Source organism: Hyphomicrobium sp., from assembly GCF_041659645.1.
Taxonomy (GTDB): domain Bacteria; phylum Pseudomonadota; class Alphaproteobacteria; order Rhizobiales; family Hyphomicrobiaceae; genus Hyphomicrobium_B.
The window spans coordinates 241,801-254,011 of record NZ_JBAZXX010000003.1 but is presented as its reverse complement, the minus strand read 5'-3'; the positions used below and the strand labels follow the sequence as shown (position 1 = coordinate 254,011).

14 protein-coding genes are annotated in these 12,211 nt (G+C 55.8%); 11 read left to right on the top strand and 3 right to left on the bottom strand.

The genetic code is table 11. From position 1 onward, the window contains the following. Positions 1 to 264: 264 nt before the first annotated feature. From WC811_RS11080 to WC811_RS11070, 3 genes are all read left to right on the top strand, one after another. Positions 265 to 1,191, top strand: a complete 927-nt coding sequence (locus WC811_RS11080; RefSeq protein WP_372644399.1) for a hypothetical protein — start codon at positions 265 to 267, stop codon at positions 1,189 to 1,191. A gap of 95 nt (positions 1,192 to 1,286) precedes the next feature. After that, complete coding sequence (locus WC811_RS11075) at positions 1,287 to 1,979, top strand: division plane positioning ATPase MipZ (protein WP_372644397.1); 693 nt, start codon at positions 1,287 to 1,289, stop codon at positions 1,977 to 1,979. Next, a complete protein-coding gene (locus tag WC811_RS11070; RefSeq protein WP_372644395.1) occupies positions 1,976 to 2,404 on the top strand; it encodes a hypothetical protein in 429 nt (142 codons plus the stop codon). Before WC811_RS11075 ends, WC811_RS11070 begins: the two co-directional genes overlap by 4 nt. A 12-nt stretch (positions 2,405 to 2,416) precedes the next feature. Here WC811_RS11070 and WC811_RS11065 read toward each other — a convergent pair whose 3' ends face one another. Both WC811_RS11065 and WC811_RS11060 read right to left on the bottom strand, forming a co-directional pair. Then, positions 2,417 to 3,064 (bottom strand): hypothetical protein, encoded by a 648-nt coding sequence (locus WC811_RS11065; protein WP_372644393.1) that lies wholly within the window; start codon positions 3,062 to 3,064, stop codon positions 2,417 to 2,419. Beyond that, positions 3,064 to 4,527 carry a type IV secretory system conjugative DNA transfer family protein gene (locus tag WC811_RS11060; RefSeq protein WP_372644391.1) on the bottom strand — a complete coding sequence of 488 codons (1,464 nt, stop codon included), beginning with the start codon at positions 4,525 to 4,527 and terminating at the stop codon, positions 3,064 to 3,066. The genes WC811_RS11065 and WC811_RS11060 overlap by 1 nt, the downstream gene beginning before the upstream one ends. Before the next feature lie 425 nt (positions 4,528 to 4,952). Here WC811_RS11060 and WC811_RS11055 point away from each other — a divergent pair, with 425 nt between their 5' ends. From WC811_RS11055 to WC811_RS11035, 5 genes are all read left to right on the top strand, one after another. Continuing rightward, positions 4,953 to 5,171 (top strand): hypothetical protein, encoded by a 219-nt coding sequence (locus WC811_RS11055; protein WP_372644389.1) that lies wholly within the window; start codon positions 4,953 to 4,955, stop codon positions 5,169 to 5,171. Positions 5,172 to 6,033: 862 nt separating this feature from the next. Next, positions 6,034 to 6,252: a hypothetical protein gene (locus WC811_RS11050; RefSeq protein WP_372644387.1), complete on the top strand. Its 219-nt coding sequence runs from the start codon at positions 6,034 to 6,036 to the stop codon at positions 6,250 to 6,252. Beyond that, positions 6,249 to 6,593: a hypothetical protein gene (locus WC811_RS11045; protein WP_372644385.1), complete on the top strand. Its 345-nt coding sequence runs from the start codon at positions 6,249 to 6,251 to the stop codon at positions 6,591 to 6,593. The genes WC811_RS11050 and WC811_RS11045 overlap by 4 nt, the downstream gene beginning before the upstream one ends. Then, positions 6,590 to 6,931 carry a DUF3768 domain-containing protein gene (locus WC811_RS11040; RefSeq protein ID WP_372644383.1) on the top strand — a complete coding sequence of 114 codons (342 nt, stop codon included), beginning with the start codon at positions 6,590 to 6,592 and terminating at the stop codon, positions 6,929 to 6,931. The genes WC811_RS11045 and WC811_RS11040 overlap by 4 nt, the downstream gene beginning before the upstream one ends. Positions 6,932 to 7,746: 815 nt before the next feature. Beyond that, positions 7,747 to 9,633: a MobA/MobL family protein gene (locus WC811_RS11035; RefSeq protein ID WP_372644381.1), complete on the top strand. Its 1,887-nt coding sequence runs from the start codon at positions 7,747 to 7,749 to the stop codon at positions 9,631 to 9,633. 473 nt (positions 9,634 to 10,106) lie between these two features. Here WC811_RS11035 and WC811_RS11030 read toward each other — a convergent pair whose 3' ends face one another. Next, positions 10,107 to 10,304, bottom strand: a complete 198-nt coding sequence (locus WC811_RS11030) for a hypothetical protein (RefSeq protein WP_372644377.1) — start codon at positions 10,302 to 10,304, stop codon at positions 10,107 to 10,109. A gap of 284 nt (positions 10,305 to 10,588) precedes the next feature. Here WC811_RS11030 and WC811_RS11025 point away from each other — a divergent pair, with 284 nt between their 5' ends. The 3 genes from WC811_RS11025 (at position 10,589) to WC811_RS11015 (ending at position 12,141) form a co-directional block, all read left to right on the top strand. After that, a complete protein-coding gene (locus tag WC811_RS11025; protein ID WP_372644375.1) occupies positions 10,589 to 11,047 on the top strand; it encodes a hypothetical protein in 459 nt (152 codons plus the stop codon). A gap of 26 nt (positions 11,048 to 11,073) precedes the next feature. Beyond that, positions 11,074 to 11,454: a hypothetical protein gene (locus WC811_RS11020; RefSeq protein ID WP_372644373.1), complete on the top strand. Its 381-nt coding sequence runs from the start codon at positions 11,074 to 11,076 to the stop codon at positions 11,452 to 11,454. Between the two features lie 387 nt (positions 11,455 to 11,841). Next, positions 11,842 to 12,141, top strand: a complete 300-nt coding sequence (locus tag WC811_RS11015) for a hypothetical protein (protein ID WP_372644370.1) — start codon at positions 11,842 to 11,844, stop codon at positions 12,139 to 12,141. Positions 12,142 to 12,211: the final 70 nt, after the last annotated feature.

Sequence of the window (12,211 nt, the reverse complement as noted above, 5' to 3'; positions counted from 1 at the left end):
TTCCGTATGGATCCGAAGGCCGCGTCTATCCGCGCAAGCGATGCATCGGTCACATGAAACGCGGGCCGCTATCAGTAGCTCTCTCACCCGTCTCTCCCGCGATACGCCGCTTTAATTCCAGCAGCGTATTTGCGCGAAGTGTGATTGACAACACGAGATAGCGGTTATCTAAAAGGATATCGGTTAAATTAAAACAAACGGTTATCTACAAGCCAAATTTTCAGGTTATGCTGCTGGCTTCCTTCGCCGACATGGATCACGTCGATGCCCTATGTATTGAGTATCGTCTGCGCCGTCGCATCGATTGCTCTGATGGGTGTCAGCGCTTTTATGAATTTCACTTACGTCTCGAGCATCGGGAAGACTGTGACCGAGGGCTACGCGCTCGGCGCCGCTTCAATCTGCTTCGACATTCTGAAAGGGGGTGTGCCGTTTTTCATTGCTTGGGGCTTCGCCAATAGACGCTGGCCGCTCGTCAGTCTAGGCAGCGCCGGCTTCTGCATGTTGTTTTTGGTCTCGCTCAGCAACGAGATCGGGTTTCTCTCAACCAACCGCCGAGCGGTCAGCGGCATGCATACTGCCCTCAGCACGACTCTGGTTTCGACGGAGTCGGATTTGAAGACGGTCGATGCCAAGTTGAAGGCTCTGGAAGCGCATCGCCCTTCAACCGTAGTCAATGAGGACTTGGCTCGACTGAAACAAGATCGCCGCTTCACATCTTCAGCCGAGTGCACCAATGCGACAGCTATCGCAAGCCGGGAATTTTGTGCGGCGTTTTTCATTCTGAAGCGCGAACTTGCGGCGAGTATGGAGGGCGAGCGTCTCGAAAGCGCACGGGACAAAATGCGAAGTGTCGAAGCCAGACTCGAGGACAAGGGGGCAGGGCAGGCGGCCGATACGCAAGCGGATCTGCTCTCACGTCTATTGCCAATTCTGCCAGCGGATCGGGTGGAACTTACCTGGGCTGTATCTATCGCCCTGGTCATCGAATTCTTTGCCGCCTTTGGCCTCTATCTTTCAACCGCCTGGGGCAAGGCCAAACTGGAACCGGTAAAGGTCGGTTACGGAGAGCTGCAGGAAACAATTCCCCCGACCAAACGTCTGCAGCCCCATAGGAAGAAGGAAAAACGTCGGGATAAACTACGCCGGATCAGGTTTGCCGATGACGGCAGCTTGCTTCTTGATGAATGATATACTAACTCAACATAACTGCTATCCTCACTGATAACGGTTATCATCCACTGGGCACCGCAACTTTTACTGGCGAGACAACATCGATGGGCTTGGTGGTTGGCTTCGGCGGCCAAAAGGGCGGCTCCGGCAAAACGACTTCGGCAACGGGTATGGCCGTAATGGCGGCGAAGCATGGCCTGAAGGTTATGCTCGGCGATCTGGACTTGATCCAGCGTTCAGCTGTGGAATGGGGCGAGCGCCGCGCGGCATCTGGCATCAAACCTGCAATCGAAGTCCGGGCTATGACGCCCGAAGCGATTGCCAAAACACGCGAGCTTGTCGAGCTACTGGTCCTCGATCTGCCCGGGCGAGCCGACAAAATAACTTATGATGTCGCGAAGCAAGCCGATCTACTGGTGGTGGTGACTGATGCCAACCTATTGGAATTATCTCCCACGGTGCATCTTCTACATGCGCTGAAAGACGTCGACATTAAAAGCCCGCGCGTCGTCGTCGCCTTGACCAAGGTGCGCGACGCCGACCGCGAACAGGAAGCCCGCAAGTATCTCAAGGAAGCAGGATATCCGGCCTTACGCGATGCGTTACCCGACTACGTTTCGATCCACGATATCGCCAATGATGGGAGTGCCGCACCCGATATTTCGCAGCCTCCCGTGGCGGAGCAGGTAAAACGCTTTTTTACAGGCATCATGAAAGCGCTCGAACGTGCCACTGAGCCTACCCAGGAAGCGAGCCTGCAGAAAAGCAAGGAGCGTGAGAAGCAGGGCAGGGGACGCGAGCGATGATCAACGTCTTTCGAAAGGCGGCTAATGCGGCGCTCGACAACAAAAGCAAACTGGGGCCACCGCCAGAACCTCATCAATCACGCATCGATCTGACCAAGCCAATCGGCAAACCCGATGCCCGGCGTATCCCGAAGTCGGGTCGTACCGAGCAGCTCAACAGCAAGGTCCGAGGCGGCTTTCAGGCGGAATTTGACGAAGCGCGTGCCGGCATGACGCGCGGCGCTTTCCTCGAGGCGCTTTTGGCGTTGTGGAAGAAGGAACAGGGAGGTGACATAACCCCTTTTGGCCTCTCGGATAGCGCGCACCGCGTTGCATCGCTGATCGCCGATCACCTGAAAACGGATGATCTTGGCCGTGTGCTTGAGGACGCGCTGATTTCGCGCGCCAAGGAACTCGGGCTGACGAAGAGGTCGAGCGCTCGGTAACCTCCCTCAACTTTAGAAGTGCAATACGCCCGCAAACCAAGCGATGAAAACAGCCAAAAGACCAACAATCGCTACGGCGATTGTCGTTCCAATCCAATCGTAATAGAGGGGCAGAGCAGGGGCTTTCGGCGAAACAAAAGGCTTCTTCCCCGCCGGCCAGACGAAAGGGGCCGTGCGTGCGCAGTTCGCATCGACAAAGGCCCACCGATTTTGCAGGAAATTCCGCCGCAGTTCATCATGGAGAAGTGCGCGCTCGTGCTCGCTCGCGATCGCGCGATTTAGATGCATAGGAACGCTCTGTTTTTCGTCGGTGAAATCAGCGGTCGTGATGACGGCATGATCGATCAAAAGCTTGCCCGTCAACGGAAGCCTGTTCGAGATTGTCTCGACAACAACGCGATGATGAGGCTCAGGATAGAGTTCGCGCGCCGCTTTATGCCCGAAGCCCTGCAGCAACTCCCACGGACGGAAGTTGTGGCTGTCGCCGACGCGATCACTCCCCGTCGTTGCAAACAGTAAAGTCCCCGTCGTCGGGTCTGGAGTCACATAACACCAAACCCTCGTTCGCGGACCCATACCAATTATATCGCGATCCTCCCACCAACTGACGATCGGAAAACCGGCATCATCAAAAACGGTTTTCTCGAGCACAATTGCCATCAAGGAACTTCCGGATACATACCATCAAACTCGCGATCAATGTATTTGACCCGCTGAGCGATCGCCGGCGCTTCTTCCGCTGCGCAGATTAATATCCGGCCCTTCCTTCGTGCCAGTGCCATGCGCAACTCATGGGGACCCAGCAAGTAAACGTCATGTCGTTCTTCGCGCGTGCCAGAAGCTGCGCGCTGCAGATCTTCGCTGGAAGCGCGACTACCGACGCTCTCAGTTAAACGCGTCTGGCCAAGCATTTTCGAAAGTACTTCGAGCGATTCATGATCGCCGACCCCAAACGCTGTGACGACACCGGAGTTGGCGAAGAACGTTTCCCACGCCTGATTGTAGTGTTGCTTCAACTGTCCAAGGCTTTGCAAGATGACCCACAATTTTACGCCGTAACCCGCCATCAAGCCGGCCGCTTTTTCAAGAGAATCGATGTGCCCCAGAACAGCAAATTCGTCGAGCACATAGAGGACCGGTGGTTTAACATCAAGGCGGCCGTCGATCTCCGTCCGTTCCATCACCGTAAGCGATAGCAAAATCATCAACCGCAACCATCGCGAATGCGTCGGCAATCGATTTGCTGGAAGGCAGAGGTAGATCGTCGTCTTTTTCTCTTTGCGCTTCAGATCCGCCAACTTGAACTTGTTTTCTCCTCGCAAGACCGCACGCATCTTCTTGCTGTCGAGCCACTGCGTTTGCGTCAGAGCGGACGACATTACGCCGCCGCGCTCTTTGTCCCCCATGCTGCGTAGCTGTTTGCCGACCGCAGCGCAGACGCTGGCGCAAGGATTTGTGCTGTCTTCATAAAGCCCATCAACGAGTAGCGAGATCAACGCCTCTTCGTCGTTGATCTTTTCATTGTTGGCCCGCTTTTTTACCTTACGGCTTTCGATTCGGGGATGCGTAAGAGACAGCAATTCCCGGACCGAAATCAAATCCCGGTCATCGTCCTTGCCCAATTCCAGTACCAGCAGGATCAACGCCTTCAAAACGGCCTGGGCGGACTCGGCCCAATGCTTCTCGCCCGATTGAGGCACTTCAATTAGAGCGCTCGCTAACGTCGCGGCATCGTCGATGACATCTGCATTTTTTAGGTCAAGTTCATCTAGTGGGTTGAAAGAGTGTGTCTCACTCCGCTTGCTGACACCAAAAGGATCAAGCACCCAGACATCCTGCTTCAATCCCTCGGCTTTGATATTTTTACCATCGCCGCGCCGATCAGCCGTCAATTGTGCCAGCTCACCCTTAGGATCGATGACGAGCGCCGATCCGGCGTATCGCAGTAGATTTGGCACGATCAGTGAAAGACCTTTGCCGGCGCGACTACCAGCGATTGTCATCACGTGACGATCGTCATTCCAGCCGATAGCACGTCCATCGCGCCGGCCGAGCAGGAGCCCGCCCTCGGACTGCCAGTTTCCCCCCGCCATTTCCTCGGGCGCGAGCCAGCGCGCAAACATCCCGCGTTCGCTTCGGGCTCGCGTTCGGGACGGCAAGCCACGCGGTAAATCCTCGAATAACTCGTCTTCAAACCTGTCCGGTTCTGCCAGCGCACCCACTCCGCCACAAGCACTTCACTTCGCTAGCATGCAAGTGACGACATGAGAATGGGCACGTGTCTTTCGGCGGTCACGCGTGACATTTGCATTCCTTTTCGAGTGAGACCAGGCTCATCCCAACGCCATCCTTGAAACGATGCTCACGCTCGCACGGGCACTCCGGCAGTCAAGGTCGCTCGCTTCGGCGGCAAGCCGCCTGCAGCTCCGCGCCGCTTCGCGGTACGGGCAAGCCCGCAACCTTTGCCAACCGTCGCTCGAACCCGTGCCACGCGAAAGGCATCGAGGATGGCATGATGCCAGGCCTCACAACACGAAAGGAAAAAACAATGACGACTGAGACACAAAAGACGAAAACACCCAGCCACACCATCTATGCGGTTCCAAAGAAAAGCGAAGGCGAGAAAGTGTTTTGGGACGAGGTTGGCGTGCTCTGGCCGCATGAAGATGGCGAGGGCTTCAAAGTTGATCTCAAATACCTTCCGCTCAACGGCGCTGATCTCGTTGCACGCAAGTGGAAGTCCAAGAAAATTGAGCAGGAGCGCTAACCGTGTCCGGTATTATCATCGGACCTCGGCAACCCGCAAAGGCAGGCGCGAAAGCGCCTGCCCGAGCTCCAAACTCTAAGCTCCAACCGCAGCGCTATCGCGTGCTGTTTTCGCAAACGACAATTCATGTTCACTACGTCGAGGCCAGTGATGCTGAAACGGCCGCAGCACTGGCATCTCATGATTTCGCTGGGGGCTTACACAGCTGTCTCGCTGGCTGCTGCTGCACGCAACCCGATGTCGTCGACGTCATCCAAGTGACAAACGGGTGAAAAGCACATCACAATCCGCTTCACACGCTCTATGCCTCTGCGCAGCAGCCTGGTCGGCGAAAACCTGTCCCCGGGGACGCTACTCGACGGGTCAATAGGTTCCGACGCGTCACTTCCGATCGCACACGGCCGCCAACCACAAGCCATCCTTGAAACGATGCTCGGCCTCGCGTGGCCACGACGGCGGTCAAGGTCGTGCGCTTCGCCATCATCAAGACGGGGCGCACGCGCGCAAAGCGCGAGCCGGGTGCTCGTGAATGGAGCCCGCGAAAGGGCGGTCTCCACCAAAGGCTTCGCCCCCTTGCGCAAGGCGTAAGGCGTCGCGCAAAGCGCGACCAATTGTTGGGGACTGCCTTCGAGTGGGGGAGGGTAGCCGGCGCTCCCTTTTAGACCCGCAGCGGCATGCCGCAACCGCGCAAGCGCGGTCTTCCACTTCGTTCCAGCCCTACGGGTGCAGCCTGCCTCTGCCTGCGGGTCTAACGGTCGTTTATCGCCGTCCACCCTCCCCCACTCAGGCGGCAGTTTGTGAAGAAGAAGTGAGGGAGAACGTGAAGTTCAATCACCGCAGAGCAACAAAAAGGAGATCAAGCATGCAGAAAATTATTGGACAAGACCACGACCCGCTACCCTTCATCGATTATTGGGACGCCGTCGATTCCGCGATGCTTGAGGTCGCAGGCATCGACACCAACGACATCGGCATAGAGCCCGATCTTATCGCGGATGCGCAGGAAGCCGGAGTGACGCCAGCTGAATTCTTGCGCTGGATCGGCATCACGCAAACCGTTCGCACCGGAGGTTCGGTATGATTCCTCCCAACTCCCCTGAAAACGAAAATCGTCCGATCGAGAACGATAACATCACGCAAGGGCACGTCAGGGCCTATCACGCGATCACATCGGGACTTTATGACAACATCTCTCTCGCCAGTTGCTCGATCAACGGCGAGCGCGGCGTTGCAATCATCATGCTCGATCACGTCGGAGAAAACAAAGTTGCGATCATGCCGCTCTTCGTTGCCATCACCCCATCTATGAAAATCATTTTTCAGGGCCAAGGCGAAAGCGGGAGTGGAGGCGGGAGCAAACGCCCCGGCAAGTACGGTTCCCTGAAGGACCTTGAGCCGTTGCAGCCCGGAGGTGCCAAATGACAACTCCGAAAACAGAGGCGATCCGCAACCTCAACGATCAGTACCGCCGTTACTGGAAAGTTCTGCCGAACAGCCACGTCGTGATGACTGAGGGCATTCTTAGGTTCAGCGAGGAAGATCAAAAATCGATAGCGAAGAAGGTGCAGAATTTCGATCAGTTCGAAGATGAAAGCGACCCGTATCGGGAGCACGACTTCGGTTCGTTCCGGCACAGGGACCGAAAAATCTTCTGGAAAATCGAATATTACAACTGTTCCCTTAGAGGCAGTGCCGAAGACCCAAGCGATGTTTTTCACACCGCACGTGTCCTGACAATCATGTTGGCTGAAGAATACTGATCCCGACGATAACCGATCAGGTCGCGAGGCTCGATCGGTTATCGACAACCGCCAAGATAACGGTTATCGTTCGGATTAACAGATATCCTTTGAAGCAAAAAAAGCTGACGAGGGTTCGCCTCGCCAGCTTTCATCACCTTGCACGGTCATCGGCTTCCCAGCCTGTACCGTAGCACGAGGCTAGCGAAACCTCTCCTTAGGCGCAAATGGGAAACGATATGAAGCCGCTTCCTTCTACGTCACGACACCTCACATCATCTTGCTTAAAATATCCTCGGGGGGTGCGGGGGGCAGACGGCCCCCCGCCCTCCTTTCACATATGTGCGAGGCGATAGCCGAGTTCAAAAAAAACTGACCTTACGTTGCGCCGGAAATTGCGGTTTCCAAACTAGAGTTCCCTTAATCCATGAAGGCAGCGAGCGAAGCGAGCGTCCAAAAAAATTTGGAAACCGATCCGTTCCCGTAACAAATATCGTCGTCGACATGACGGATCGTTGACCGAAAGGCCCGCGAGAGTCCGTTGCTGCAAGATTCCGCGACCGTAATGAAAATCCCCTGCACCTAACGTTTGACCCATGGCCAGAATCAAGAGTCGAAAAGTCGAGTAGGCGCAATTAAGGGGGTAAACCCCCTATGCGCCTACGAACCAGACGGCTTCGCCGTCAGCTCGGGGACTGCACATGCCAATCGTGAAAACGTTGCCGCACTTTTCGCATTCAAAGATCGGGAGCAAGACGCACGCACCAAAGGCAGCGCGAAACCATTTGGCCTACATCACGCGGCGAGAGGCCTGCTCAAAGTTTCAAGCCGAAGGCATGCCCGACGACATCCTTGCCGCTCGGAGACATCTCGACCAAATGGAAGCCCGCTTGTTGCGGACGAACAAAGAAGTTCGCATTTGCGACAAGTTCATCATCGCGTTGCCACTCGAGCTACAGCCCGAAGAACGGCATGAGGTCGTCGCAAGCTACATGCGAAAGATTGGAAAGGGGCGTATCGCCTGGTGCGCTGCGCATCACGACCAAAATGAAGATGCGCACAACCCGCATGCGCATGTCCAATTGATCGACCGTGATCTCGAAACCGGTAAAAAAGTTCTCGGCTTCGGGACCAACAAAAGAGACGTGAAGGAAGCAACCGAGCGTGGCTGGAAGGTACCGCCGCGTATGACAAGCGGCGACGCCCGAGAAGCCTGGTGCAACCACCTCAACGCGTTCATGCGCAGCCACGGGTATGACATTCAATATGACCATCGGAGCCATAAAGATCGTGGGCTCGAGCAGGAGCCAACTATCCACGAAGGACCAAAGGTACACGCTCTGAAAGAAAAGGGCGTCGAGCCACAGAGCAAGGACCGAAACCGCAGAGAACGGCTATTACAGTATTCGTTGACTGATGCCGGTACACGCATCGATCACAATCGCCGTGTCAAAGAAACGAACGCTAAATATGTCGGTAAAGATCTGACCCGGAAGAACATGTTTGCATCGTCTGGCAAACCGACGACACGTGAACAACGGGAAAAGCGAGAGATCTACGAGGCGCACGGCAACGCCTTACGAGATCTCTGGCACCAGCAGAAACTCGACCGTGAAAGCTTACGGTACGCCCACGCCGCCGAACGTAACGAGCAAAAGGACATCCTCCGGAACCGCTTCAGTGATGCTCGTGAGCAAGCGTACAGGCTTACAAAGGAAAAAACGGCGCCGGCGTGGAGGCAAGTTTATGGGATGCCGAAGGGACCCGAGCGTGAAGCCGCCGTCGAAGCCCAGAACCGCAGGTCAGCGGCAAAAGCAGAAGCATTGAAAACGTTACCGCAAGGGCCAGACCGCGAAAAGGCCGCTTCCCATATAAAAGCGGAGGCGACGGCTTCGTGGCGGGAGATCCGCGGCATGCCTCGGGGGCTGGAACGAGAAAAAGCCGTCGCCGAACTCAAAGCGGAAACCAAAGCGACATTTGAGAAAAACGCAACGCCGCTTCTCGACGCCGTTCGCCTGCAAAATACGGTCGAACGCGACGAGCTTAGCGCCCGGCATGCTGTTGAACGAAAGAACTTGGAGACCAATCACAAGGCTGAAGTGTCCGCATTGTCGAAGCAACACATCTGCGAGAAGCTCGGCATTCATGAGAGCTGGCGCGCCCACGACCTCGACAGTCAGGCCGAACGTATCAATCGCGGCCTCGAAAAACATCAGGACATGGCCTCGGTGCAGACCAACGCCGTGAAAATGATCGAACTGCACAATGATGCCCGCCAACTCAAAACCAGAGACGGGCCAATTGCCGTACCGCCGAACCCAGCGGCAGCCGCGAAGATTTACCTCGCTCAGTCCGAGGTGGAATTCGGAGTGCGCACGACCCTACGGGATCAGCTGACTAAGTCGCGCGACATCAACCTATCGATAGCAGACAAGATCAGCGCTCGCCTTAAGGAGGTCGCGCCCCCAAGAACGGGTCCCCCGTCCAAAGGCAAACCCGCTAATCAGAACGACGGCGCCAAAGCAGCCCGCGAGGCCTTCGCGAGCGGACGTGCATTGACCGATGTAGAAAAGGCCAATGCATCCCCTGAGCTTCTAGAACGCGCGGATCGCCAGGAGCGGTCCGCGAAGGCCCGCAGCGTCATCGATGTCCACAGCACCATGCGCGAAACCAAAGCCAAGGGCAGGGGGAACGGACGCTCGGGGGGTGAACGGGGACGATAGAAGACAAGCAGCATCGACCATCAAAGCTGCCTGTCCAACTTCCACCCGGGTCATCGCTACCGCCGCACCGCGAGCCACTCGGCGTCGCGTGGCGAAATGAACTATGTGCTGACCGTCGGAGCGTTTCAAAAACCTCTTCCTTTAAGCGCCGCATCGCGAGGACTGCGGCAGAAATATTCGAAACAAAGAATTCCGGCCCGACGAAAGGGTTGGGATCTACTGAGCATGCGCCAACAGCCTGCAAAGCTGGCCCGCCGATATTTTCGTCCGATCGGAGCGTATCTCGTCAGTTATCGTTGAGATCGCCTCCGGAGCTACCCTCTTGTCCGATGCCGAAAGGAAGCGCCTCCCCAAATCATGAGTCAAACGCGATATTGCCGAACGCAGATTGGCCCGAGAGTATGCGGCTTGAAATGCTTGCCTGCACGACGGACGTCGAACGTCACGCTTGGCGCGAGAAGTGGTCGAAGGTTTTATCCGGCGAATTTTTCCTGCATGAGCGCCAAGCAGCGCAGCGAAAACGTCGCGACGATGATCGAAGTCCCGGTTTTTGAAGTTGGACGGTTCGCCTTAACCCGGAACATTTGATCCCAGATATTGAGTTCCTGAATGAGCTTTGATGAAGCAAAAATGCCGACGTGCTTGCCTGCCCAAAACATATTCCCAGACAAAAGCATCTCCGGATTCACCACCAATAATGCTTACCGGCCGCGGCCGAAGTCTGTTCTGCTACGCCACTTCGAAGCCCGAGCCTGCGGTGAAGGCTTCGAAGGATGGCTCCGCCAATAATGAGCCGGCCGCAAGAGCGGCCATATCCAAAACCAAAGTCGTAAAATGCGCGTCATTCGCTCACTCGTATGGTTAAGAACGCTGTTTAAAAATTCCTTGCCGCTCAACGACATATTCGTAATACTCCGTATACGGATTAAAACATCTTCATGGGGGAAAAGCGACTATGGCCGAGCAATCAAAATTCATTCTGACATTCGACAAAAGTGCCAATGAGGTGAACCGTCGACCGAACCTTAGAGGGCTTTTCAAATTGGCCGGTGAGGAGGTCAGCAGATCAATCGCGCTCTGGGGCGGCACCAGCAAGTCCGGGATGTTGTATGCCCGCGGCCAAGTATCACCGGAAGGCATCAGCGACGCGATACGCGCCGGAAAAAACCAAGGCGCCGATGTTCCAGCCCCACCTAATGTTGAACTCAAGGTTGGCGAAGCTGTTCTCTTCGAAAACGACAAAGCAAGCACGGAAAACCGTCAGCCGAAATTTTTCGGTTATGCTCGCGAAGCCGACCGCTACGTTCGTCTAGCAGGATGGGAACGAGGCAATATCATCACCGGTAGCGCGGAGCCTTATCGGCCGTCGTCAACCAATGACGACCTTGCTCTGCCGTCGCCCGAATTCGAATGAGGAAACGACAGACCGGGTTAGGCCTCGTGCTCGACGTGGAAAAGACAGAGCACCAGGAAGCTCTACGCTTGCTTCTTGATGTTCAAGAACGAGATCGACAACATCCAACTTTGAAAGTCATCTTCACTGTCGATGGACTGGCCGTGCTGCATGATCGTGAGCTCTACGCGTTTCAAGGCATCCATGATTCCTTCATGCGGTTGCTGCCCATGGTCTGGGCCCGAGAGCAGGGGGAACGGCCAAGCGAGTATCGCGCGCTCGATCGTCAACACCAAAACATCTGCAATGAGCGTCACGCGATCCGACAACACATCGAGAACGCGAAGCGGGCGCTCGAGCCGGCATTGTTTATGCCGATGCGTCCCGCCGCGATGGCCGCGCCACCAACGGGAGGTAAGGATTTATGACAAATATTGAATCCACCATTGATATTGTCAGCAAGCTTGCAACGCTCGGTTTCCACGTAGCCGCCGGCGTCGTGGCGAACCCGCGCCGGCGCGAGTTCACGACAGGCCAAGAGATCCAAATAAAGTTGCCATTCTACTTGCGGCCATGACGAAACCGCGCATAGTCCACAAGACATCCCGGCTTCCCGTCCGCCAAACGACACTAAGCAACGTGCGCCCAGAGCCCGAGCACACGCCAGATGGCGTTTGCTATCCAGAAGCCCCCCTGCAGCACACGGTATCGGACCCCGACTACGTCGCGGATCTCGAGCAATCCGATAGTCAGATCCGCAAACGAATGATCGATCGGACGCGGGGCAAAGTAGTGCGGCCGCCGCGTGAACCGCGATGACTTCAGACGAAAATAGCTCACGCGATATTGAGCTTACAGCCGACGAGATCGCCGCGCTAAAGGCCCTCCGTGCCATCATCCAACAACGGGTGGATCGGGAGAAGACTGACATCGAGAAGATCCTCGATGATTACGATCTCGATATCCGCGGCGATATGTTGCGAGCGATGCTCGACATGGCGATTGACCACCAGATTCAAACATTGGGCGAAGAGAACGCCGAGAAATTCATCCGCATCGTCTTTCTGCATCGCCAACGCCAACATCAAACCCCAGAGGCCAGATGCAAGCCTTGAAAAGCATTGGGGGACGATCGTGAGGTGCTTCAAATTTCTTGTTTACGCGATAATCATCGCCGGTGTTCTC